This window comes from Brooklawnia propionicigenes (assembly GCF_030297015.1).
GTDB classification, from domain to species: domain Bacteria; phylum Actinomycetota; class Actinomycetes; order Propionibacteriales; family Propionibacteriaceae; genus Brooklawnia; species Brooklawnia propionicigenes.
On sequence record NZ_AP028056.1, the window covers coordinates 3,133,489 to 3,157,672 of the forward strand.

Annotated in this window: 17 protein-coding genes; 12 read left to right on the forward strand and 5 right to left on the reverse strand. The window is 64.7% G+C overall.

The genetic code is table 11. The annotated features are described in order from the left end of the window. The first annotated feature begins 37 nt into the window (after positions 1-37). The 5 genes from QUE25_RS14375 (at position 38) to QUE25_RS14395 (ending at position 7,426) form a co-directional block, all read left to right on the forward strand. The gene (locus QUE25_RS14375) at positions 38-721 is read left to right on the forward strand and encodes an MBL fold metallo-hydrolase (RefSeq protein ID WP_286266197.1); all 684 of its coding nucleotides are present in this window, start codon (positions 38-40) and stop codon (positions 719-721) included. Further along, positions 721-2,058, forward strand: a complete 1,338-nt coding sequence (gene hisS / locus QUE25_RS14380) for a histidine--tRNA ligase (RefSeq protein WP_286266198.1) — start codon at positions 721-723, stop codon at positions 2,056-2,058. The genes QUE25_RS14375 and hisS overlap by 1 nt, the downstream gene beginning before the upstream one ends. Positions 2,059-2,222: 164 nt before the next feature. Beyond that, positions 2,223-3,815: a hypothetical protein gene (locus tag QUE25_RS14385; protein WP_286266200.1), complete on the forward strand. Its 1,593-nt coding sequence runs from the start codon at positions 2,223-2,225 to the stop codon at positions 3,813-3,815. Positions 3,816-3,920: 105 nt separating this feature from the next. Further along, complete coding sequence (locus QUE25_RS14390) at positions 3,921-5,882, forward strand: dynamin family protein (RefSeq protein WP_286266202.1); 1,962 nt, start codon at positions 3,921-3,923, stop codon at positions 5,880-5,882. Further along, complete coding sequence (locus QUE25_RS14395) at positions 5,879-7,426, forward strand: dynamin family protein (protein WP_286266204.1); 1,548 nt, start codon at positions 5,879-5,881, stop codon at positions 7,424-7,426. Before QUE25_RS14390 ends, QUE25_RS14395 begins: the two co-directional genes overlap by 4 nt. Here QUE25_RS14395 and QUE25_RS14400 read toward each other — a convergent pair. The 4 genes from QUE25_RS14400 to QUE25_RS14415 all read right to left on the reverse strand — a co-directional run bounded on the left by QUE25_RS14400 (position 7,331) and on the right by QUE25_RS14415 (position 12,968). After that, positions 7,331-7,969, reverse strand: a complete 639-nt coding sequence (locus QUE25_RS14400) for a hypothetical protein (protein WP_286266206.1) — start codon at positions 7,967-7,969, stop codon at positions 7,331-7,333. The two genes, QUE25_RS14395 and QUE25_RS14400, sit on opposite strands and share 96 nt — an antisense overlap. A gap of 23 nt (positions 7,970-7,992) precedes the next feature. Then, positions 7,993-8,802, reverse strand: coding sequence for an IniB N-terminal domain-containing protein (locus QUE25_RS14405; protein WP_286266209.1), 810 nt, complete (start codon positions 8,800-8,802; stop codon positions 7,993-7,995). A 120-nt stretch (positions 8,803-8,922) separates the two neighbouring features. Continuing rightward, positions 8,923-11,292 (reverse strand): LuxR C-terminal-related transcriptional regulator, encoded by a 2,370-nt coding sequence (locus QUE25_RS14410; RefSeq protein ID WP_286266210.1) that lies wholly within the window; start codon positions 11,290-11,292, stop codon positions 8,923-8,925. A 2-nt stretch (positions 11,293-11,294) separates the two neighbouring features. Next, positions 11,295-12,968, reverse strand: coding sequence for an Hsp70 family protein (locus QUE25_RS14415; RefSeq protein WP_286266214.1), 1,674 nt, complete (start codon positions 12,966-12,968; stop codon positions 11,295-11,297). 192 nt (positions 12,969-13,160) lie between these two features. Here QUE25_RS14415 and QUE25_RS14420 point away from each other — a divergent pair, with 192 nt between their 5' ends. The 4 genes from QUE25_RS14420 (at position 13,161) to QUE25_RS14435 (ending at position 18,776) form a co-directional block, all read left to right on the forward strand. Next, the gene (locus tag QUE25_RS14420) at positions 13,161-14,417 is read left to right on the forward strand and encodes an integrase (protein ID WP_286266216.1); all 1,257 of its coding nucleotides are present in this window, start codon (positions 13,161-13,163) and stop codon (positions 14,415-14,417) included. A 242-nt stretch (positions 14,418-14,659) separates the two neighbouring features. After that, a complete protein-coding gene (gene aspS, locus QUE25_RS14425) occupies positions 14,660-16,492 on the forward strand; it encodes an aspartate--tRNA ligase (protein WP_286266218.1) in 1,833 nt (610 codons plus the stop codon). A 93-nt stretch (positions 16,493-16,585) separates the two neighbouring features. Then, the gene (locus QUE25_RS14430; RefSeq protein WP_286266220.1) at positions 16,586-17,365 is read left to right on the forward strand and encodes a tyrosine-protein phosphatase; all 780 of its coding nucleotides are present in this window, start codon (positions 16,586-16,588) and stop codon (positions 17,363-17,365) included. A gap of 52 nt (positions 17,366-17,417) precedes the next feature. Next, complete coding sequence (locus tag QUE25_RS14435) at positions 17,418-18,776, forward strand: replication-associated recombination protein A (protein ID WP_286266222.1); 1,359 nt, start codon at positions 17,418-17,420, stop codon at positions 18,774-18,776. Here the strand turns inward: QUE25_RS14435 and QUE25_RS14440 are convergent. Beyond that, positions 18,756-19,784, reverse strand: a complete 1,029-nt coding sequence (locus QUE25_RS14440; protein WP_286266224.1) for a YihY/virulence factor BrkB family protein — start codon at positions 19,782-19,784, stop codon at positions 18,756-18,758. The two genes, QUE25_RS14435 and QUE25_RS14440, sit on opposite strands and share 21 nt — an antisense overlap. Before the next feature lie 92 nt (positions 19,785-19,876). On the opposite strand from QUE25_RS14440, the gene alaS reads away from it, so the two are divergent. From alaS to mltG, 3 genes are read left to right on the forward strand one after another with little or no spacing between them, the layout of a single operon-like run. Further along, entirely contained in the window at positions 19,877-22,561 is a 2,685-nt protein-coding gene (gene alaS / locus QUE25_RS14445) for an alanine--tRNA ligase (protein WP_286266226.1), read from the forward strand. Beyond that, the gene (gene ruvX / locus QUE25_RS14450; RefSeq protein WP_286266229.1) at positions 22,551-23,018 is read left to right on the forward strand and encodes a Holliday junction resolvase RuvX; all 468 of its coding nucleotides are present in this window, start codon (positions 22,551-22,553) and stop codon (positions 23,016-23,018) included. The genes alaS and ruvX overlap by 11 nt, the downstream gene beginning before the upstream one ends. 8 nt (positions 23,019-23,026) lie before the next feature. Then, positions 23,027-24,184: an endolytic transglycosylase MltG gene (mltG, locus tag QUE25_RS14455; RefSeq protein WP_286266230.1), complete on the forward strand. Its 1,158-nt coding sequence runs from the start codon at positions 23,027-23,029 to the stop codon at positions 24,182-24,184.

Here is a 24,184-nt window from a genome sequence, read left to right on the forward strand (position 1 = left end):
GTACATCTTGCCCGATAGGCTGCAAAATGTGTTCATCGTGTCAATCGTAACCGGGCCCTGGCAGACGAACTGCTATGTGGTAGCTTCCGGTGCCCCGGACTCATCCAACGTTCAATCCGCCGTGATCATCGATCCCGGAGCCCACGCCGGTCCGAGCGTCCACCAGGTGCTGGACGAACAGCGGCTGCGTCCGGAGGGCATCATCTGTACCCACGGTCATTTCGACCACGTTGCCGACGCCGCGAAGCTGGCCAACGAATTCGCCATACCGGTCTGGCTGCATCCCGGCGACCGGCCGATGCTCACCGAGCCGGTGCTCGGTTTCGGCCCGGGCAGCGAGCCGCTCATCGAACAGGTCGCTGGGACCACGGTGCTGCCGGCCCCCGACGATCTGCGGCCGATGGCCGACGGCGACCAGCTCACGGTGGCAGGCATCGACCTCGAGGTGATCCACGCCCCCGGTCACACGCCGGGCTGTGTGGTGCTGCGCAGCTACGTCGGCGGCGAGCCACTGCTGTTCAGCGGCGACGTGCTGTTCGCGGGCAGCATCGGACGTGTCGACCTGCCGGGCGGTTCGATGACCCAGATGAAGCAGTCGTTGCGCAGACTGTGCGGGCTGATCGACGCCGAAACCGGTATTCTGCCGGGGCACGGCCAGACCACGACCATGGCCCGTGAACTGGCTACCAATCCCTACCTGTCCAAGGAGGCTCTCGCCTGATGGCCCGACCCAAGCCGCTGTCCGGCTTTCCGGAACTTCTGCCCGCCCAGCGCATGGTCGAGCAGGCAGTCATCGACATTGTCCGCGAGACCTTCGAGTTGCACGGATTCGCCAGTATCGAGACCCGCGCCGTGGAGACGATGGACTCGCTCACCCGCAAGGGCGAGATAACCAAGGAGGTCTATGTCGTCCGGCGGTTGCACGCCGAGCCTGGCGAGACCGGCGATGATCTCGGGCTGCACTTCGACCTGACCGTGCCGCTGGCCCGCTACGTGCTGGAAAACTCCGGGCACCTCCAATTCCCGTTCCGCCGCTACCAGATCCAGAAGGTCTGGCGAGGCGAGCGTCCGCAGGAGGGCCGGTACCGCGAGTTCACTCAGGCCGACATCGATATCGTCGGCGAGAACACCCTGGCTGACCACCACGATGTCGAGGCGCCGCTAGTGATGTTGGAGACGCTGGAGAGGCTCCACGGCCAACTCGGCCTTCCGCCGGCGCGCATGCATGTCAACAATCGCAAGCTATCCGAGGGCTTCTATCGCGGGCTTGGTATCGAGGACACCGCAGCGGTGCTGCAGCGGGTCGACAAGTTCGACAAGATCGGCCCGGACGCGGTGACCGAGTTGCTGACCGACGAGCTCGGGCTGTCCGGGCAGGTCGCGGCCAAGTGCGTCGAGCTGGCCACGATCTGCACCGAGGACGACTCGTTCGTCGGGCGGGTCCGCGAACTCGGCGTGCACAGCGAGATGCTGGACGAGGGCCTGGACGCGTTGGCGCAGGTGATCAACGCCGCACGGATCCAGGTGCCGGGCCGGATGGTCGCCGATCTGAAGATCGCGCGGGGGCTGGACTACTACACCGGCACCGTCTACGAAACGGTGCTCGTGGGCTATGAACGCCTCGGCTCGATCAGTTCGGGTGGGCGCTACGATTCGCTGGCCACCGACGGCAAGCGCAGCTATCCCGGGGTGGGGATCTCGTTGGGCCTGACCCGACTGCTGATGCCGCTGCTGGCCAGGGGAGAGCTGGCCGCCTCACGCAGTGTTCCGAGTTGCGTGGTGGTCGCCGTGGACACCGAACAGACCCGCACCACAGCAATGCGGGTGGCGGCGGCGCTGCGAGGCCGGGGAATCGCCTGCGAGGTGGCCCCCAAGGCCGACAAGTACGGCAAGCAGATCCGCTACGCCGATCGGCGCGGCATCCCGTATGTCTGGTTCGGCGGCGTGAGCGGAGAGGTGAAGGACATTCGCTCCGGAGACCAGGTCGCCGCGGATGCCCGCGTGTGGACCCCGCCCAAGGCCGACGCACGTCCCCGGGTGATCGCGGGCGGCCAGTAGCAATCCCCCAGAACCCCCGACCCCTCGTGCCCCAACCCCCTAGGTAGGGGCCGGGGGTTTCGGGATAAGCCCCGATGTACCGGGGCGACGACTCGCGCAGACTTTTTCCTGAGGCTTCCACTCATCCATCTGGCCCACCGAGGTCCCGGGGAAAGGCAAGAACTGTGGCTGATGACATTTTGTCGAACAACGACATAGAGATTGAAGAGTCCTTCAATACCGAGACCGAGGTCGAGGTTGGCGTCGAGGATTCGTTCAATACCGAGACTGAGGTCGAGGTCGAGGATTCGTTCAATACCGACGTCGAGGTTGAGGATTCGTTCAATACCAACGTCGAGGTGGAGGATTCCCTCAACACCATCGCGTCGAACAACGAGACCGAAGACTCCTTCAACACGGAGGTCGAGGTCGAGGTCGAGGATTCGTTCAACACCGACGTCGAGGTGGAGGATTCCTTCAATAACGTGGCCTCGAACAACGAGACCGAAGACTCCTTCAACACCGAGACCGACGTCGACGTCGAGGTCGAGGATTCCTTCAACAACGTGGCCTCGAACAACGAGACCGAGGATTCGTTCAATACCGACGTTGAGGTTGAGGATTCGTTCAATACCGAGATCGAGGACTCGTTCAACACCGAGACCGAGGTCGAGGTCGAGGATTCCTTCAACACCGTCGCGTCGAACAACGAGACCGAGGATTCGTTCAACACCGAGACCGACGTCGAGATCGAAGACTCCTTCAACGACAGCTCCGACAACTCCACGAACGTGGGCATCGCGGTCGAGGATTCCTTCAACGAGGTCGAGGACTCGTACAACGACGTGTTCTCGAACAATGACACTGACGTGCTCTCGGGCAACGAGGTCGAAGATTCGTTCAACGAGACCAGCAACTCCAACAACGACATCCTCTCGAACAACGACATCGAGATCGAGGACTCCGGCAACCAGAACTCCTACAACGATTCGTCCACCGATGTGGACGTCGAATTCGAGATCGAGGACTCCTTCAACACCGTGGAGAACTCGCACAATGACTCGTCGACCGAGGTCGAGGTCGAGATCGAAGACTCCTTCAATGACAGTTCGGACAACTCCATTCGCAACCAGGATTCGTTCAACGTTACGAGTTCGTTCAACACTCAAACGTTGAATGACTACTCGTCAACTGTCGGAGTGCGCCAGTACAACGCCGGCTTCGAGAACTTGAATTTCAGTGGACTGACCGGTGGCGGACTTCTCGGAGCTGCAGGCAAGGGCTTCGGCGGCAGCGATACCGAGGTCAACATTGACGTAGATGCGCGCACGTTGCAGTTCGATCAGTCGGTCAACCAGGTCATCTCGACAGGTAACAGCTTCGGCGATACCGACATCGTGCAGGTTTTCGGGCAGAGCGCAAGTGTCGCCTTCGGTGACGATTCGATCGCCGCGGGTGGCGATGTGAACATCGACAATTCCGTGACGAAGGTCTTCGCTGACGATATCAATATCGGCAACACCGACATCGATGTGCGCATCAACGATTCGTTCAACGATTTCTCCGAGCAGTACGACCTCAATCTTGACATCAACGATTCGTTCAATGATCAGTCGACGAACGTGAATGTTGATATCGAAGACTCGTTCACAATCGAGGATTCGTTCACCAGCGAGATCGATGCTACCTACGAGAACAGCTTCGAGTGGGCCAACAGCGGCAATATCTTCAGCCCAGGCTCCGGCACCACCGGTGGCGAGGGCGAGATCGATTTCTGATCGCACTAGATGACATTCACAGCCCGGCTTCCCTGGAGGCCGGGCTTGTGGATGTTCGGCATCATTTGATTGAGTGACGTACAGCACCGATTGCGAGGAGCAAGCATGACCGATCAGGCTCGGGCAAGCCGCACGCATGCGGACGGATCGGCTGCGGTGCCGCGGCGGGCGATGGCCCGCTCGGCGACCATCGCTGATCCCTCGAAGCCCCCGACTGAGGCGGCTGTTCCTGGGCGGCGCGAGTTGCTCGAACTCGTGGAGCGCACCGGCCGATTCGCCGCGGTCACCAGCCGGACAGATCTTGTGCAGAGGCTGATTCAGGCTCGCACCCGACTCCAGGATCCGAACGTGCGGGTCGTCGTTGTCGGAGAGTTCAAACAAGGCAAGAGCAAGCTGATCAATGCGTTGGTGAACGCACCGGTGTGCCCGATCGACGATGATGTCGCGACCAGCGTGCCGACCGCGGTCGGCTACGGTGCACAGCCGGCAGCGTGGGTGGTCACTCGCACCGACGAGCCCGAGGCAGAACCCGTGAAGGTCGTCAAACAGCCCATTCAGATCGACGATCTTGCCGAGTATGTTTCGGAGAAGGGGAATCCGGGAAACCAGCGGCATATTGTGGCCGCCGAGGTCTCGTTGCCACGCGAGCTCCTCAAGGGCGGATTGCGCTTGGTGGATTCTCCCGGAGTGGGATCGCTGGATTCCACCAAGGCGCTCGCGACGCTTTCCGCGCTGTCGTCTGCTGATGCGGTGCTGCTGGTTTCGGACGCCTCCCAGGAGTACACCGCACCGGAGGTACAACTACTCAAACATGCGTTGCGTATCTGCCCGAATGTGGCGGCGGTGCTGGCGAAGACCGATCTCTACCCGCAGTGGCGGGTAATCGAGCGTCTTGACCAAGGGCACCTCAAACAGATCGGTGACCTCCCCATATTCGCGGTCTCCAGCGATCTGCGTCTGCTGGCGGCCTCCCAGCAGGATCGCGAGCTCAATGACGAGTCCGGCTTCCCGGCGCTCGTGGCACATCTGCGCCGCGATGTGGTCGAGCATGCCGAGCTGCTGAGTGCCCGCAGTGCGGTGCACGACATGAATTTTGCGGTGGAGCAGATGACGGTGTCGGTACGAACCGAACTGAGCGCACTGCTGAACCCGCACGATACCCCGCGTCTCATCGCCGAGCTCGAGAACGCCAAGGCAAAGGCTGAGGAGTTCCGCGGTGTGTCCTCACGATGGCAGGTGGCCTTGGCCGACGGCATCGCCGACCTCATCTCCGACATGGAGCACGATTTGCGGGACCGGCTGCGGCGGGTCCAACGCGAGGCCGAGCAAGCGATCGACGAAGGAGATCCCGGCCCCATCTGGGAGCAGATCACGGAGTGGGTCGACCAGCGCGTCGCCTCGGCCATCTCGGAGACGTTCGTGTGGACCGAGGAGCGTTCCACCTGGCTGACCGAAGAGATCGGCGAGCTGTTCTTGGCCGAGGAGCGAGAGCTCCCGGTAATCGAGGTCGCATCCATCGACGGAATCCTTGATCCAGTCGACGAGTTGCCCGATTTTGACCCCGGTCAACTGAGCGCCACCGAGAAGATCTATATCGGCGTCCGAGGCTCTTACGGCGGAGTCCTGATGGTCGGACTGGCCAGCGGGTTGATCGGCCTGAGCCTGATCAACCCGCTTTCGCTGATCGCCGGTGTGCTGGTCGGGCGGCGGGCCTATCGTGAGGACATGGGGAACCGGCTGATGCGCCGCCGCTTCGAGGCGAAGAACATCGTGCGTCGCTATATCGACGAGGTCACCTTCCAAGTCGCCAAACAGCTGAAGGACCGGCTGCGAGTCGTCCAACGCACCGCTCGCGACCATTTCACCTCCATCGCCGATGAGATGCATCGTTCTCTCACCGATTCGGTGCTGGCCGCCAAGCAGGCGGCCGGATCCTACAGCGCGCAGCACGACAAGCGGGTCGCGCTGCTGCGTACCCAATTGAGCCAGCTCGAACAACTCCAGGCCGGCCTGCCCGTGGTGCAGACGTTGCCGGCAGGCCGCGTCCCACGGGCCGTGGCGCAGTGAGCCCGGACCAGCTGGACGACACTGCGGCCCTGATCGAGGTCACCCGCCGCCTCTATACGCGCGACGAGGCGGCGCTGGAGCTACTCGACCGACTGGAGCGCAGGATTCGTGAGCCACTCCGGCTTGCCATCGCGGGCATCGTGAAGGCGGGAAAGTCGACGCTACTCAATGCGATCCTGGGTGAGCAGATCGCGCCCACGGATGCTGGTGAGTGCACCAAGATCGTCACCTGGTATCGCTACTCGGAGACTCCATCGATCACCTTGCGGCCACACGGGCGCCCGAGCCAACGGCTGCCGCTACGCCGAGTGAGGGGCAAACTGGTCATCGACCTGGGAGAGATGTCGGCAGATGACGTCGAGAGGATAGACATCGGTTGGCCGGCCCCCGCACTCAAGTCGGTGATTCTCATTGATACCCCAGGAATCGCCTCGACATCCCACGAGGTATCGGCGCGCTCGATGAGTTTCCTGACCCCCTCCGATTCTCCATCGGAGGCGGACGCCATCGTCTACCTGCTGCGTCATCTGCACCCCTCGGATCTCGGGTTTCTCGAGGCTTTCCGAGACACCGCGGCGGGGCCGTCGCAGACCGTGAATGCGGTGGCGGTTCTGTCACGCGCTGATGAGATCGGCTCTGGACGCATCGATTCACTGTTGTCGGCACGCAAGGTCGCCCTGCGGTACGAACGCGATGGAGAGTTGGCTTCGCTGGCATTAGGAGTAGTCCCGGTAGCTGGGCTACTGGCAGAGGGCGCGCAGACCTTGCGCGAGGCCGAGTTCACCGCCTTCCGGGAACTGGCCGCATTGGACCGAGTGGAGCGAGAGCGGCTGCTGGTCTCAGCAGATCGTTTCGTCCGGCCCGCCGATCATCTGTCGCTGAGCGAACGGGAACGCAAAGAGCTGCTGGCGAGATTCGGGCTGTTCGGAGTCCGCTTGGCGATCTCGCTGATCCGTGCGGGGGCCACCGATTCGACGCAACTGTCCACCCAGCTCGTGCAGCACAGCGGCCTCAATGAGTTGAACGACTTCGTCGAGTTGCACTTTCACTCCCGGGCGGCGAGCCTGAAAGCCAGGGGCGTACTGGATGCACTGGAGCGGTTATTGCGCGACAAGCCGCGCCGAGATTCCTCCACAGTCTTGGAAGGAATCGAACGGATCCGAGCTTCGGCTCACTGGTTGCGTGAACTGACATTGCTGTCCTCGGCGCGCACGGCAGGGCTGGGCCTTCCGGAGGACGATGCCCAGCGGGCCGCGAGAATCGTCGGTGGCGACGGATTGGATCCGGCACTGCGGCTGGGCCTGCCCCAGGAGGTATCCGCCCACGAAATAGCTCTGCAGGCCATGATCGAACTCGATCAGTGGCGAGCGAAGAGTCAGTCGCCGATGCTTGAGCGCAAAGCTACCGAGACCTGCAGAATCGTGGTGCGCACTCTGGAAGGGATTGTCTCAGGCATCAGCCCCACCAGACCACCCCAGTCCCTTGCGGACGTCGTGACGGCGCACGCTCCAGGCAACAGCACCACGCAGGTTGCTGACGAGTAGCGCCAAGGTGACCGCGACGAGTTGGCCGGCCAGGAGTTGTCGCAGGTGCTCGCCATGGTCACCGGCGGCTATCAGTTCACGTCCCAGACCGAAGAGCAACGCCTGCCCGAGCAGAGTGATGAACTGCCACCATCGCACGCCGGGCTTGCGGTTGGTGAACGACACCAGCAAGGTTATCTGGATGAGTAGCAGCCCGATCATTGCCGCGAATGCCGACCAATAGATGATGTCTGCAGCGCGCTGGTAGGTTTCGGTGGTGCGCTCGGAGTTCACGTCGCGGATCGTCTCGACGATGAGCGGAAGCTGGTCTTCGCGCACGACGAAGAAGTAGATGATCGCCAGCCCCGCCAGCACGAAGCTGACCACCCACAAGAACTGGCAGGCCCGAACCGAGAACGGTGGTGCGAGCTTCACCAATACCGGGGCAGCATTCGGGTTGAGCACGGAGGGACGCTCCGGCGGCTCCTGCTGCGGTTTCACGGTTCGTATCCGCATGACCGCAGCAGTTGCGCCGGAGGTCTCCTGATCGTTATTTTCAGCCATCTTCACGTTCGCAACCGAACTCGTTACGGTTGGTCAAGTCCGTCGACGTCATAGCCGGCCGGATCGTAGAGCACCGCACCCGAGTCTTCGTACTCGTTCGCCACAGCGGCCACGCCCGCGTCTGGAACGTCCAGGACCTCCGTAGCGGTATCCGCAGTGGCCGTTGCCGCGTCGGTGACCAGCGCGGCATCAGCCGGCGCGTCGACGACGGCGACCAGGCCGTCTGCCACCGGATCCTCAGCGGCGGTGCCAACAGTGACGTCAACATCGGTGGTGGTCGACTGGTCGTTGAACGCATCGGAGATCTCTGCGGTGATCTCGGTGTTACCGATCCCGATATCGTCGGCATCGATCTCGGTCTGCGAGTTGTCGATCGAGGCATCCTTGCCGGCGGCCACCGAGCCATCACCGCTGGCGACGATCGCTTCCTGATCGAAGATCTGGGTCACGTCACCGCCGGCCCAGATATTCTGATTCACCGATTGGTCGATGATCGTGGTGCGCGCGTCGATTGCGAAATTGGTGGTCACATTGGTGATCTCTTCGACCACGGTCGGAGGATGCGCGGGGGACTGCGGTTGCTGAATACTCACCTGGGGTGAGTAGCCAGGGTGAACCGGAGTCGCTTGGACAGGCCGCTGCACGACGTCGGGCCGGTCAACCACCACCGGCACGACAGCGCGCACGTCGGCAGCACAGGCCCCGGACAGGCCGGCCTCCGCGAGGGTCTCTTCGGGTTCAGCAGCAAACTGCGCGGCCGCGGCCGGGTCGCGCAACAAGCTCAGAATGAACTCGATGAGAGCGTCAGCAATCGTGGCCAAGGGCGTGGTCATATCGCAGCTCCTGTCTTGTGGGTGACGGTCGATTCGAGCGTATGGCACGGGTTAGTACAAAGCATGGGGGATTGTCCCTAGTTTGTGAATAGGGGGTTACGGGATCAGCAGCGTCCGTCATCATCTGTCCTCGGTTCCACCTATAGTCAAACGCAGTTTGGCGATAAGATCAGAGCGCGATTTCGCCTCCAGCCGACGTCTGATACTGGCCACATGGTGCTCGACCGTACGGGGTGAGATGAAGATCGCCTGGCCGATCTCGGCGTAGGTCTTGCCTTGCAGTATCAACACCGCCACATCATGTTCGCGTTCGCTCAGCGAAGCACCCTCGTGGCTCGGGGTTGGGCTGCTCTCGGTGCTGCCAGCAGCGTGCCGGATCACCTCGGGGGGATGAAGTTCACGGGCGCAGGCCATCAGTCGAGAAGACGCCCTACGATCATCGGGTAACCGGCCCGCCCCGTGCGCGGCCAAACGCGCGCCATCCCAGGAGAGTCCGGCCGCCGCCAGTCCTCGGGCCGCCGCCTCGACTGCGCCTGCGTCAACCTTGCCGCCCAGAACTGCGACCCAGACCCCGCCTGCCTGGGCCATCGCAGCGGCAACCGAGCTGTGCGGCGCCGCGGCCACCAATGCCTGAGCATGCGGTGCAAGCGAACCGGGCTTGTTGAGTAGGATGCCCTGCTGGACGCCCGCCCACCACAGGTGGTTCGACCACAGTGGGGGATAGCCGAGCCTACGCACGATCTCGAGGCCGTGTGCGAGATAGGGTGCCAACGTCACGGAGTCACCCAGTCGGGCTCCGGCATCGATCAGCGAGCCGAGCGGGAGCAGCGAATACAGTGACACGTCCACATTGCGGCTGGCGGTCAGAGCGGCCTGCCACGCCATCGTGAGGCTCTGCGTATCTCCATAACGTCGAGCCAACGTGATCCGGATCGTGGCAAGCAGCAGCTGCGTGCGCGACGACTGAGGCGAGACGAGCTCTTCGGCCTGACGCAAGGCTTCGCGGGCCTCGTGCGGACGCTCATTGCGGATCGCGACAAAGGCCTGCCAGCCTAGCAACCGCGGGCGCGCCCAGGGTCCGCCCTGCTCTGCGCTGACCGCGGCGTCGATGACCGCCTGGGCGGTCTGCAACTCGCCGGCGCCCATCGCCACGCCCGCCGCGACCACGGCCGGCAACTCGGCGATCGGGCCCACACTCTTGGATGCGGAGTACAGCTCCGAGGCCTGTACCAACGAACTGAGCGCCGATGCAGGTGGTTGCTGCTTCACGGAATCACGCAGACCGGCTTCAAACAGCTGCAAGGCGACACCGAGTGTTGTGGGCGACTGCGCGACGGATTGACGATCGTGGAAACGGTCAGGGAAACCCGCACCAGCATGGACCAGCAGCGCGCGCACCGATGAGGCCGGGTCGTCGGTCGGTCGCGCGAGATAACTCTGACTACTGATCAGCGGCAGCCCGCGCTCGGCCCAGATAGCCGCCGCAAGGTCGGCCGCGAGATCCGAGTTGGGAGAACCGGCGGCCATCTCCGCCTTCTCGACGAGTTCCGCGGCTCCGTCAAGATCACCCTTCGACCACACATTGAGAGCCTGCTGTAGCAGCGGTGCCGACGCATCGTCGTGGCTGATCAGACTGCTCCGGTCGGCGCTGGTCTCAGCCCTCAGCTCGGCCAGTCGGTGCGCGGGAGTGGAAGCCAGAACCGCTGACCGCACCACCGGGACCGGACGCCCATTGCGCAATAGAAGCCCTTCGGCGTGACCCTGCGCGATGAGCGCGTCGACAGCTGACACCGATTCGATGGAACCGAGGTTCGCATGCGGATCAATGCTCACCAACTCGACCAGATGACGCAACTGCGCGTCGGCGGTGTTCAGGCGGTGGGCGATCTCGTCTTGGAGGAGCAGATGCAATCCACTGTGCTCGGGATCGTCCACGCAATCACGGTCATCATGAAGACTCAGCGCCCGGGTAGCCAACCAGCTGATGCCGCCGGTGGCTGCCAGAATCTGGGTCAAGCAGGCGGATGAGACCGCTCGGCCATGCACTTGGCAGTAGGTGAGGGCATCCGATCGCGAGAGCTGACCGAGCACGACCGCGGGCGCGTCCTGCTCAAGGCGACGCCAGATCGCTGTCAATCCGTCGGGCCTCGGCCAGGGCCGGCTGGCGACGATGAGCCCGGCGGTGGGATCGAGGGCCCGACCGCCGATCTGGTCGAGATGCTCCTCGTCCAACAGGTGAAGATCATCGACAACGAGTACCCGAGAGGGCGGCACCGAGGCGGCCGACGGGCCTGGCCGGTATTCGGTGAATGCGGTCTCGAGGTCTGCGAGCAGATTGGTGATCTCGCGCAGCAGGCTGGTCTTGCCGGATCGGGCGGTGCCGACAATGAAGGCCCGCGGGCTACCGGAGGTGGCGATGGTCTCGATTGCCTGCAGTGCATGTCGAACGCTGGAGAACGGCGGCGTGGTTCCTCGGGACGTGGTGGTCATGGTCAGCTCCCATCGGTCTCAGGAGCGGATGGAGCGCTCGAATCAGATGGTGGGCTGGCCGTGGTGGGCTCGACCGGGGAGTCGGTGGTGGTGTCGCCGGTCGGTAGTTGCGTACCGATCTCGGGCGCCAGGTCAGCGACGGTCTCGTCGTCGGCCGCGGCCGTGGTGTTCGGTGCCACCGTTGTCGGGGCGCCAGGCGAGCCCACAGGGTTGCTCGTCGGCACCGCGCTCACCTCACCGGGCAGAGTGAGGTGACCGTGCGGCCTCAGCTCGGTGGGCTCCACGAGGTCGGCAGAGGGCTCGCCGTCGGCGGGGCTGGGGCGCTGCGCCTGCGACCATGACGTGTGCGAGGTGGACGCCTCGTCGACTGCCGAGCCGGCCGGAAGCGGTGAGCCGGACGATGATCCGCTGAGCAACAGCGTGACTACGGTGACTACCGCGGCGGTGAACACCATCAGCCGACCGCGGTCGCGACGTCGACGCTTCGACCGGACCGCCGGTTGCGCTGCCGACTCGTCGTCGGGAGTCGGCAGATCCTCGACAACCGCTGCCTGTTGTTCGTGGGCGCCGATCACCGCCTGCGCCCGAGCCTCTGCGAACCGTAGTCCTGCCCGTGCAGCACCGAGTACCGCTGACAAAGCAGGATCGCTGTCGATCACGATCGGCCGGTCGAGCGACTCCGACAACCGCTGCGCCACCCGCGGAATTCTTGATGAACCGCCGATGAGGAGTACGGCTTCGAGCTGCGATACCTGAATGCCGGCATGCTCGACAGTGTCATCCAGCACATCGATCGTGCGATCCAGAGCGGGCTCGATCATCTGCTCGAATTCGGCACGCGTGAGGCGGACGGTGGTGTGGACCGCTGCCACCGCAACGGGAATGGTCACGGCTGTCTGGGAGGACAGCGTCTCCTTGGCTTCGACGCAGGCTTCGCGCAGTCGGATCAGGGCGCCTCGGACGTCGACGTGGTCGGCATCCAGCGTCATCTTGGCCAGCCCGGACACCTCCATGACGTGCCGGAAGACCAGATCGTCGAAATCGGTGCCGCCAAGATCGGTGAGGCCACCCGAAGCGCCGACCTGACCGAGACCTCCGTCGCGTTCCTTGCGCAGCACAGCGCAACTGAGTGCGTCGCCGCCCAGGTCGTAAACGGCGACGGTTTGGCCGTTCTCCAGGGGAGCCGAGGCCTCGTACTGCGCGACGGCAGCCTCAGACTCGGGTATGAAATCGAAGCCGTCGAGACCCAGTGCCGCCAGTGCGGTGGCAATCAGGCTCAGGCGATGCGTACCCCACTCGGTTGCTGGGTACCCGATGGTGATGCCTGCGGGCGGCTCACCTGCTTGCTCGGTGGCCCGTTGGACAACCCAGGCGATCAGTTGTGCGTAAAGCTGCTCCGGGACCAGCCTTTGCCCACCTACCAGCAGCGGCACGTCGTCTCCGAGGCGGTGTCGCAGATCGCAGATCATCCGTTCCGGCTGGGCCTGACCGTGCTGTCTGGCTGCGTCGCCGAAGACCAGATCGCCGTCCCGAGGCACAAACAGGCACGAAGACGCGGTGCCGAGGCGCCCGAGGCTGATCGGCTCGGCGACAACCCCCAGGTCGGGATCGGTGTGCGCGCTGGCTGCGGCGACGCGGCTCGAACCGAGCGCGACCGCGAGGTTGTAGGACGTCATCGTGGCGGACCTCCTCCGTGGGGTGCAAGATCCATCGGAAGTTAGATAAACCTTATCTGGTGGCGGTGTCGAGCACGAGGCCTCGACGAGACTCATACATAGTCCCCGCGAGTGAGGGGGCCGTGCCTCATACAGTTTTCCCCGCGAAGCTTGGGTCGGCCACGATGGGGTGTGAGTGATGAGGGTTTGTCGATGGCAGCCAGGGTTGAGGTCACGAAGCGGTACGCCACGGCGTACGCGGCCGCGTCGAAGAAGGACAAGGGTCTGATCTTGGATCAGGTCGTGGACGTGACGGGCTGGAATCGGGATCATGCTCGTCAGACACTGAAGGCGCGACTACGGCAGCCGAAGGGCCGCGCCGTTGCGACGGTCGCGGTGATTGACCGGCGACGCACGAAACCACGCAAGTACTCCTACGATGCGCTGGTGGTGCTGCAGCGGGTTTGGGCGACTGCTGGCGGCAGTTGCGGGAAGTACCTCGTCGTGTCGATCAGCGACTGGCTGGATGCGATGGAAGCCGAAGGTTCACTGGTGGCCGGTCAGGACCGCTACAGCGCGGAGGTGCGTGCCGAGCTGGAGTCCATGTCGGCGGCCACGATCGACCGGTACCTGAACACAGCGCGGGCCAAGGACCCGATCCGAGGCAAATCGGCAACGAAACCGGGGAGCTTGTTGCGTAACTCGATCAGTATCCGCAAGGCCGGTGACGAGGTCGAGGCCGAGCCCGGGTTCTTCGAGGTCGACACGGTGGCTCACTGCGGCCCGACGTTGAAGGGCGAGTTCGCGCGCACCGTGAACTTCACCGACATGCATACCGGCTGGGTGTTCACCAAAGCGATCCGCAACAACGCCCACCTGCACATCCGGTCCGCGTTCGACGAGTTCATCAATCAGGTGCCGTTCATGGTCACCGGGATCGACTGTGACAACGGCTCGGAGTTCATCAACTATGACCTGATCGGCTGGGCCGGGCAGCGTGATGTGTTCTTCACCCGATCAAGGCCCTACAAGAAGAACGACCAAGCCACCATCGAGTCGAAGAACGGTCACCTCGTACGCCGCTACGGCTTCTACCACCGCTACGACACCCCACTGGAGCTGGAACTCCTCAACCGGCTGTGGCCACTAGTCAACGACCGGTTGAACTTCTTCACCCCCACGAAGAAACCAATCGGCTGGGCCACCGATGCCGTCGGTCGTCGCAAACGCGTCTACGACCAGCCCAAAACGCCCTGCCAGCGGCTCCTCGACGCCGGGGTCCTCAGCCGAGCCCAGCAAGCTGAGCTGGCCGCATACAAGACCACCTTGCAGCCCGCTGCGATGGCCCGACAGATCGGCCTGATCCAGCAAGAGCTCACCCGCCACGCCGGTCTGAAAACCCGCCGTCTAGAAGAACAAGCACGACCACAGCTACCCAACCCCGCCGGGATCCGGCTAACCGCCAGCTGAACCCTACGCGGGGAAAACAATGTGAGGCACGACCCCCCCGTTTCGCGGGGATTTGACAGTGAGGCACCACGGGCCTCGCGACGACCTGCGCACCGCAGGTTCAGCTCATGGCGTATTCAGACGAAGCTCGCAGTCATCGTGCTGCGGCACTGGCGGCGCCGCGAGACCACGTCCTGCCCGCGCGGGCTAGACTGTGCGGGTTCGGTTACCGTCCATACGGGCCACGCGAGAGGAAAATACTTGTGATCCGCACCCACGAGGCAGGCACGCTGCTCCGATCCACCATCGGCACCACGGTCAAGCTGGCCGGATGGGTGGACGCCCGCCGCGATCACGGTGGTGTGGTGTTCATCGACCTGCGGGATGCCTCCGGGATCGTGCAATGTGTGATCCGCGAGGAACTAGTCGATCAACTTGGTGCCCACAAGCTGCGCAACGAGTTCTGCATCGCTGTCACCGGTGTGGTCGAGGCCCGGTCGGAGGACACGGTCAATCCGGCCATGGTGACCGGTGAGGTCGAGGTCGTGGTCAGCGGACTCGAGGTACTCAACCCCTCCGCGCCGCTGCCCTTCCCGATCGATGAGCGCGTCAATGTCGGCGAGGATGCCCGGCTCAAGTACCGCTACCTGGATCTGCGTCGTCCGCGCCAGGCCGAAGCCATCCGGCTGCGTTCGTCGGTTACCCACACCATCCGGCAGGCGCTCGACTCGCTGGGCTTCGTCGACATCGAAACCCCCACATTGACCCGGTCCACTCCCGAGGGCGCCCGTGACTTCCTGGTGCCCGCCCGGCTGCGGCCGGGCTCGTGGTACGCGCTGCCGCAAAGCCCCCAGCTGTTCAAGCAGCTGCTGATGGTCGCCGGCATGGAGCGCTACTACCAGATCGCCCGCTGCTACCGCGACGAGGACTTCCGGGCCGACCGGCAGCCCGAGTTCACTCAGCTGGACGTCGAGATGAGCTTCGTCGATCAAGACGATGTCATCGCCGTCTCCGAGGAAGTGATGGCACAGGTCTGGAAGCTCATCGACGTGGAGCTGCCTCGTCCGATGCGTCGGCTCACCTGGCATGAGGCGATGAACGACTACGGCTCCGACAAGCCCGATCTGCGTTTCGACCTGAAGATCCACGAGGTCACCGCACTGTTCGCCGGCACCTCGTTCCGGGTTTTCCAGGCGCCCTACGTAGGGTGCGTCGTGATGCCCGGCGGCGGGTCGCTGCCGCGTCGCCAGTTCGACGCCTGGCAGGAATGGGCCAAGCAGCGCGGCGCCCGCGGGCTGGCCTACATCACGATCAACGAGTCCGGCGAGCTCGCCGGGCCGGTCGCCAAGAACCTCTCGGACGAAGAAAAGGCAGCACTGGTGCCCGCCGCCGGCGCCAAGCCCGGCGATGCGATCTTCTTCGCCGCCGGGGAGCGGGAGAGCTCTCAGGAGCTGCTCGGGGCGGCTCGGGTCGAGATCGGCCACCGCTGCGATCTGATCGATCCCGAGGCGTGGGCATTCTGCTGGGTGGTCGATGCGCCGCTGTTCAAGTCGGCAGCCCAGGCCACCGCCGAAGGTGATGTCGCGGTCGGCCACGGACGCTGGACCGCGGTGCATCACGCCTTCACCTCGCCCAAGCCCGAGTCGATGGATACGTTCGACACCGACCCCGGATCAGCCTTGTCGTACGGTTACGACTTCGTCTGCAACGGCGTTGAGGTCGGCGGAGGTTCGATCCGTATTCACCGCCGTGACATTCAGGAGCGCGTCTTCCAGGTGATGGGTCTCAGCGCCGAAGAGGCGCAGGAGAAGTTCGGTTTCCTGCTGGACGCCTTCCAGTACGGCGCCCCGCCGCACGGTGGTGTCGCCTACGGCCTGGACCGCCTGGTCATGCTGCTGGGCGGTTTCGAGTCCATCCGTGAGGTCATCGCCTTCCCGAAGTCGGGCGGCGGCTACGACCCGCTGACCGAAGCTCCCGCCCCGATCACCGCGCAACAGCGCAGGGAGGCCGGCGTCGACTTCAAGCCGAAGGCCGACAAGGCCGGCGCGAGCGACAAGTCCGACAAGTCCGGTGCAGCGGCGCAGACCAGCGCCTAGCCACCAGCCGCCAAGACCGGGCCGGCAGCGGCCCGCGGTGATGAGGTGCGTGCTGTTCATCGACGCGTAACAGAAGTTGGTAGGTTCGACCATATGGCGTATCAACCGAACTGGGTCGATCTCGACGGCCTGGTCAACATCCGGGACTTCGGTGGCATGACCACCACTGGCGGACGCACGCTGCGCGAAGGCGTGCTGCTGCGCTCGGACAACCTGGATGACCTGCCCCAGACCTCGATCGAGTGGCTGCTCGACGACCTGATGCTCAGCGATGTGATCGATCTGCGCACCAACAGCGAACGCGCCCGGGCGCAAGGATTCCCCTTCGACGGGCGCGTCCGGGTGCACAAGCTGAGTCTGTACCCCGAGGACGACCCCAATGATCCGATGCCCGCCTGGTTCGGTGAGTTTTCGGTGCTCGAGGACGGCGACCCGCCGGACACCGTGCATGTCGTCGCCGGGCATTACCTCGGCTATTTCCGGTCACGGCCCGACAGCATCATCGGTGCATTGCGGGCGGTCGCCGGCTCACCGGGAGCAGCCATCATCAATTGCGCGGCCGGCAAGGATCGCACCGGCACCGTCAGCGCGGTGCTGCTCGCGGCACTGGGCGTGCCCGAAGACCAGATCCTCGCGGACTATGCCGCCAGCACCGAGCGGATCGTCGCCATCCTCACCAAGCTCGGCTTCATGGCCGGCGCCGGATCGGGCGAACACGACGCCGATGTCCAGTCCCAATCGACCCCGCCCGAACTGATGGAACTGGTGCTCAGGCGGGTCGCCCGCGACTTCGGCTCGGTCGCCGGATGGCTGGAGCTCAACGGCTGGACGGCGGACGACCAGGCCGGCCTCGAAGCGAAGCTGCTCGGCTGAGACTCTCGGCTGAGAGATCGGCCCGTCGGTGCCATGGGGTAGCCTCACTCGGGTGAGCGAGGACCTGTTCGGCAACATCAGCCCGGTCGCGGAACCCACCTCCGGCGGGTCGCTGGCCGACGCCGATCACGCGAACCTGCCGCTGGCGGTGCGGATGCGTCCGCGCAGCATCGACGAGATCGTCGGCCAGCAGCATCTGCTGGCCGCGGGCTCGCCGCTGCGTCGCCTCGCCGAGGGCACCGGTGCCATGTCGGTCTTCTTGTGGGGGCCACCTGGGGTCGGCAAGACCACCATCGCCGCGGTGGTCTCCCACCAGACCGGACGACGCTTCGTCGAGATCTCGGCGGTGACCTCGGGGGTCAAAGAGGTGCGCGCCCACCTGGAGGCTGCCAAACGCGAACTGGCCCGGGGTGTGTCGACCGTGCTGTTCGTCGACGAGGTGCACCGCTTCAACAAGGCCCAGCAGGACGTCTTGTTGCCGGCGGTGGAAAACCGGCTGGTCACGCTCATCGCCGCCACCACCGAGAACCCCAGCTTCAGTGTGATCTCGCCGCTGCTCTCGCGTTCGCTGGTGCTGACCTTGCGTCCACTCACCGACGACGACCTGAACACCCTGGTCGACCGGGCGCTGGCCGACCCGCGAGGCCTGCGCGAGCGGTACCAACTCGACACGCCCGCCCGTCAGGCGATGCTGTCGATGGCAGGCGGCGACGCGCGGCGCGTACTCACCTACCTGGAGGAGGCCGCCCGCAGCGCCGACGCCAAGGGCACCACCGTGATCGACCTGGAAACCGTCGAGCAGTCCGTCGACCGGGCAGCGGTCCGCTACGACGCCGACGGTGATCAGCACTACGACGTGACAAGTGCTTTCATCAAGTCGGTGCGGGGTTCCGATGTGGACGCCGCGCTGCACTGGCTCGCCCGGATGATCGAGGCGGGTGAGGATCCCCGGTTCATCGCCCGGCGCCTGGTCATCCTGGCCAGCGAGGATATCGGGATGGCCGCGCCGGCGGTGCTGCAGACCTGCGTCGCTGCCGCCCAGGCCGTCCAATTGATCGGCATGCCGGAGGCCCGGCTCAACCTGGCTCAGGCCACCATCGCGGCGGCGACCGCTCCGAAGTCGAATGCGGTGATCAAGGCCATCGATGCGGCGATCGCCGATGTGCGAGCCGGCCGGATCGGAGATGTGCCACCGCATCTGCGTGACGCGCACTACTCGTCCGCCGGCGAATACGGCCACGGAGTCGGATACCGGTACGCGCACGACTATCCGCACGGAGTTGCAGCCCAGCAGTACCTCCCCGACGAACTGGTCGGCACCCGCTACTACGAACCCACTCAGCACGGCAATGAGGCGCAGATCGCCGAGCGGCTCGTCCTCATTCGGGGGCTACTGGCCCCGGAGGCGTAGTTCGTTGCCCTTGGCGGCGAGCTTGTTGTCCCTGCCGATCTTCTTGTCGATGCCCTTCGCGCTCTTGGGCGGCAGCACCGGGGCGCGCTCGGCGGGCAGGCCCTGCAGCAGTTGCCGGGTGCGCAATACCTCGAGATCCAGATGGGCTCCTGCCACCAGCGCCAGATTTGTCAGCCAGATGAGCCACAAGGCGATGATGGCACCGGCCAACGCGCCGTAGGTGGCGTCGTAGCTGCCGAAGTTCGCCGCATAGAAGCGGAATCCCACCACCGCGATTATTCCGGCGAGCGCTGCGACGATCGAGCCGTAACTGAGCGGGCGGAAGCGCGGAAACCGCACATTCGGGCAGAAGTAGTAGAGCACGTCGATGAGAACCATGACCAAGGCGATGGTGATCGGCCAGCGCAGCCGGTCCCACAGGTGCACCACGCCACTCAGCGCGGCGAATTGACCGGCAATCCAGCCGGCCACGTCACCGCTGACCACCAGCGCGAGCAGCAGCGTCGACATGCAGATCAGCAGGATGATCGTCAGCGCGAACTGCTGGGCCTTCAGCCTGACGGGGTTGCGTCCTTCGAGTACCCGGTACGCCCGGTTCATGACCCGGGTGAACGCGGCGACGTACCCGCTGGCCGCCCAAGCGGCGGCGAGAATACCGATCGCCAGGCCCAGACCGGCTCCGGCACTGGAGAAGAAGCTCTCGATGAGGCCCACGAGTGTGTCGGTGAGAAACTCGTCCGAGGAGGCTTGGCTGATCAGTCCGGTCAGCTTGGGAACCAGCACGTCGCCGATCCCGCTGAGTTTCATCAACGACACGATGCACAGCAGCGCCGGGAAGATGGTCAGCACCGTGTAGTAGGTGAGGGCGGCGGCCATGTCGGTGCCCTGGTTGCGCAAGAAACGCTGGATCGTCGCGGTGATGGTGTACAGCCAGCTCTTGAGGTCCATCCGAACCCGCTCGGGTTTCGCGGCAGGAGGTTCGTCGGGTTCAGGGGCATGCGAGGTCATGGTCTGAATCTACGCGGACCGGCAGCGCGCGCTAGGCTTGACAATCGGTCTGGCTGAGCCCAGTCAGTGTCGAATGTGAGTGAGGTCAAAGGATGAAGGCAGCAGAGATCGGACGCCGGTACGTGGATTTCTTCGCCGCGCGCGATCACACCATCGTGCCCAGCGCATCGCTGCTGTACAACGACCCCACCTTGTTGTTCGTGAACGCAGGGATGGTGCCGTTCAAGCCCTACTTCATCGGCGCCGAGCCATCGCCGTACAAGCGCGCCGTCAGCCTGCAGAAGTGCGTGCGCACCCTCGACATCGAGGATGTCGGCAAGACCACCCGGCACGGCACCTTCTTCCAGATGCTGGGCAACTTCAGCTTCGGCGACTACTTCAAGCGGGAGGCCATCGAGTGGGCCTGGGAGCTGGTCACCGGCCCGATCGACGAGGGCTGCTTCGGCTTCGATCCGAACAAGGTCTGGGTGACCGTGCTCGGTCCGGGCCTGCATCCCGAGTACCCCGAGGGCGATATCGAGGCGATGACCTACTGGAAGTCGGTCGGCGTCCCCGCGGAGCGCATCCAGTCCCGCGGCCTGAAGGACAACTACTGGAATATGGGCATCCCCGGCCCCGGCGGCCCGTGCTCGGAGATCTATATCGATCGTGGCCCCGAATACGGCCCCGAGGGCGGCCCGGACGCCGATGAGGACCGCTACCTCGAGATCTGGAATCTGGTCTTCCAGCAGGAGGATCTGTCCGTGGTGCGCGCCAAGGACGATTTCGACATTGCCGGCCCGCTGCCGTCCAAGAACATCGACACCGGCGCAGGCCTGGAGCGGATCGCGCTGTTGCTGCAGGGTGTCGACAACATGTACGAGACCGATGAGGTCTTCCCGGTCATCGCGCGGGCGTCCGAGTTGTCGGGCAAGAAGTACGGTGTCGATCACACCAATGATGTGAGGTTGCGGGTCATCGGCGACCATGTGCGCAGCTCCCTGATGCTGATGACCGACGGGGTGGCTCCCGGCAACGAGGCGCGCGGCTATGTGCTGCGCCGCCTGATGCGCCGTTCGATCCGCTCGATGCGGCTGCTCGGTTATGCCGGCCCCTCGATCGTCGATCTGCTCGGGGTCAGCCGCGCCGTGATGCACGTCTCCTACCCCGATATCGATGACCAGTGGGAGCGGATCCGCGAGATCGCCGATGCCGAGGAGCAGTCGTTCAGCCACACCCTCACCTCGGGTACCGCCCTGTTCGATATGGCGGCCCAGCAGGTGCGCTCGTCCGGTGGTCACGTGCTCGCCGGTGACAAGGCATTCCAATTGCACGACACCTACGGGTTCCCGATCGATCTGACCTTGGAGATGGCTGCCGAGCAGGGGCTGAGCGTCGATCAGGACGCCTTCCGCACCTTGATGAACGAACAGCGTCAGCGCGCCAAGGCCGACGCCCGCGCCAAGAAGGGCGGGGTGACCCAGACCGAGGCGTACCAGGTGCTGCGCGCCGAGGGTGAGACTCCTTTCCTCGGCTACACCGAACTGGGTGCCGAGACCAAGGTGCGCGGGCTCATCGCCGACGGCGAGTCGGTGACCTCGGCGCCGGCCGGCAGCATCGTGGAGGTCGTGCTCGCCGAGACCCCCTTCTACGCGGAGTCGGGCGGCCAGGACTCCGATACCGGCATTCTGCGCACCCCTGCGGGCGACCTGAAGGTGCTCGACGTGCAGCGTCCGGTGCCCGGTCTGATCGTCCACAAGGTCGAGGTGCCCAACGAACTGGTGGTCGGCGACGCGGTCACCGCGCTGGTGGATGGGTTCAACCGCCGCGGCGCCTGTCAGGCGCATTCGGCCACCCATGTGCTGCACGCTGCGCTGCGCGAACTCGTCGGTTCCGGCGCCACCCAGGCGGGCTCCTACAACAGGCCCGGTTATCTGCGCTTCGACTACTCGTCGGTCAAGGGGCTGAGCCCCGAACTGCGCGCCGAGATCGAGGAACGCTGCAATGTGGCGATCCGCGACGACCTGGAAGTGACTGCCACCCAGATGAAGCTCGAGGACGCCAAGGCGCTCGGCGCGATGGCGATGTTCGGCGAGAAGTACCCGCCGGTCGTCCGCATGGTCGAGATGGGCGGGCCGTGGAGCCGTGAACTGTGCGGCGGTACCCATGTGCAGCACTCCAGCCAGATCGGCATGCTGACCATGCTCGGCGAACAGTCGGTCGGATCGGGTGCCCGCCGTGTCGAGGCGCTGGTGAGTACGGATGCGTTCGCTCACATGGCCGCCGAGCGGGCACTGGTCAATCAGCTCAGCGACACGCTGCGGGTCCAGCCCGAGCAACTGGGCGACCGGGTGCAGGCCATGGTGGCCGAGCTGAAGTCGGCGCAGAAGACCATCGCCGAGCTTCGGATGACCCAGCTGCAGGCGAAGGTCTCCGGCATCGTCGCCAATGCGACCGACATCGAAGGCGTCGCCTTCGACGCCCAGGTGCTCGACGGTGTGGACGCTGCGGACCTGCGCTCGCTGGCCGGGCAGGTGCGCGACCAGTTCGGCACCCGCGCCGCGGTGGTGGTGCTGCTGTCCAGGAGCCCCAAGCCTGCGGTGGTGGTCGCGGTCAATGGCCGGGCCCGTGATCTGGGCATCAAGGCCGGCGAGATCGTCCGGCGTGCCGCGGCAGAACTCGGTGGCAAGGGCGGCGGCAAGGACGATATGGCCCAGGGCGGTGGCACCCAGCCCGAGGCCGCCCCGCAGGCAGTCGAGGCCGCCCGTCATCAGGTGGAGACCGTTCTTGGGCGCTGAGTTCCGCCGCGGCGTCCGGCTCGCCGTCGACTGGGGAAAGGCCCGGGTCGGGGTTGCGGCCTGCGACCCCGACGGTCTGCTTGCCTATCCGGTGGAGACCGTGCCCACCGGTGGGGGCACCGTGCAGCGGCTGGCGGAGATCTGCGCGGAGTACGAGCCGATCGAAGTGCTGCTCGGCTGGCCGGTCAATCTGGCCGGACGTGAGGGCCCGGCCGTCCAGCAGATGAGCGAGGTCGCCGACCGGCTGCATACCGGCTTGGCCCGGCCGCTGCGTGTTGTGGACGAGCGGCTGAGCACGGCGAGCGCGGCACGTAAGCTGGCAGCCAGTGGGAGGACCTCGCGCAGCCGGCGTGCCATCATCGACCAGGCCGCCGCCGTAGACATCCTCGAACAAGCACTCGAATACGAGAAACGCACTGGCCGGCCGGCCGGTCGTGAATGGCCCCAGGGAGGTTAGTCGCAGCGATGAGCCGATTCCTCGACGAAGACGACTATGACGACGGCTACGACGGCCAGGAGCCGGACCTCGAGCCACCGACGGTCAAGCGCCGGGGTTCCTGGTGGAAGAACCTGCTGGCCATCACCGTCTCGCTCGCGGTGCTCATCGGTGGCGGCTACTTCGTGTACACCAAGGTCATGGAGGGCTATCTCAACTTCACCCAGGCCGCCGATTATCCCGGACCGGGTGAGCAAGAGGTGGTCGTCACGATCCCCGAGAACGCGACGTTGACCGAAATGGGCGATCTGCTGGTCTCTCAGGACGTGGTGGCCTCGCGCAAGGCCTTCCTCCGGGCTGCCGAGAACATCACCGGTTCGTCCGGCATCCAGCCCGGGAACTATCTGCTGAAGACGAAGATGTCGGCGGTCCAGGCCGTGACAGCGCTGATGGACCGTGCGAACATGATCAATACCCGGGTCACCATCCCGGAGGGGCTGCGCAATACGCAGGTGGTCGCTCGGCTCGCTGAACAGAGCGGCATCGCGGCCGACGAGTTCAACGCCGTGCTGGCCAATCCGTCGCAACTGCAACTGCCCACCTGGGCCAACGGCGCAACGGAGGGCTTCTTGTTCCCGGAGACCTATGTCTTCGACACCGAGCCGACCGCAGTCCAGATCCTGTCGGACATGACCGCGCACTTCAATACGGTCGCCGACCAGATCGATTTCGTCGCCAAGGCCGAGGCACTCGGTGTTTCGCCCTACGATGCGGTCACCATCGCGTCCATCATCGAGCGGGAGACCCGCGACCCGGTCTACGGCCCCGACATTGCCCAGGTGATCTACAACCGGCTGGCGCAGGGCATGCCGCTGCAGATGGACTCCACGGTGGGCTACGCGGTGAACTCCCAGGGTGGCACCGTCACGACCACCGATGAAGAACGCGCGAATCCTTCGCCGTACAACACCTATGTGCACCCCGGCCTGCCGCCGGGCGCCATCTCGAACCCGGGCAAGAACTCGTTGACGTCGGCGGTCAACCCGACTCACGGCGATTACATCTACTTCGTGACCGTCAATCCCGACACCGGCGAGACGAAGTTCTCCTCGGATGCCGCAGGGCACGATGCGAATGTGGCCGAGTTCCAGGTCTGGTGCCGGGCCAATGCCGATCGCTGCGGGTAA